Origin of the sequence: Pseudomonas sp. SH10-3B (genome assembly GCF_019891415.1) — a bacterium.
In the GTDB taxonomy this organism is placed as follows: Bacteria; Pseudomonadota; Gammaproteobacteria; order Pseudomonadales; family Pseudomonadaceae; genus Aquipseudomonas.
In genome coordinates this window covers 1-309 of record NZ_JAFLXD010000148.1, presented here as the reverse complement: position 1 = coordinate 309, position 309 = coordinate 1, and the positions used below count along the sequence as shown (strand labels likewise).

Here is a 309-nt window from a genome sequence, read left to right as displayed (position 1 = left end):
TCAAACCTTCGCGTGGGGTTTCTTCGTCGGTCGCAGTAAAGCGGCCGGCGACGGTGCCCGCTGTCGCAGAGTTTTCATCGATGGTTTCTGGGGCGACGCTGATCACTGGCACGTCGTTATGCAAGGTGACAGTCGGCTGGCCGGTGCCATTGGAGCTGAGCCCTTCAGGATCGGTAACGGTCAGGTCGATCTTCGGCAATTGATTGCCGGCGTTAACGAAGTCGGCGCCTTTTTGGGTCAGTACAACGTTATTGCCGGACAGGCTGTAGTAGCCGTCTACGTTGCTGTTGCCGGTGAAGGAAACAGTCA

Annotated in this window: 1 protein-coding gene; it reads right to left on the bottom strand. The window is 57.3% G+C overall.

From position 1 onward, the window contains the following. Nucleotides 1-309 (bottom strand): hypothetical protein (locus J1G35_RS30740; RefSeq protein WP_223016889.1); only part of this gene is annotated, 309 nt, incomplete at both ends.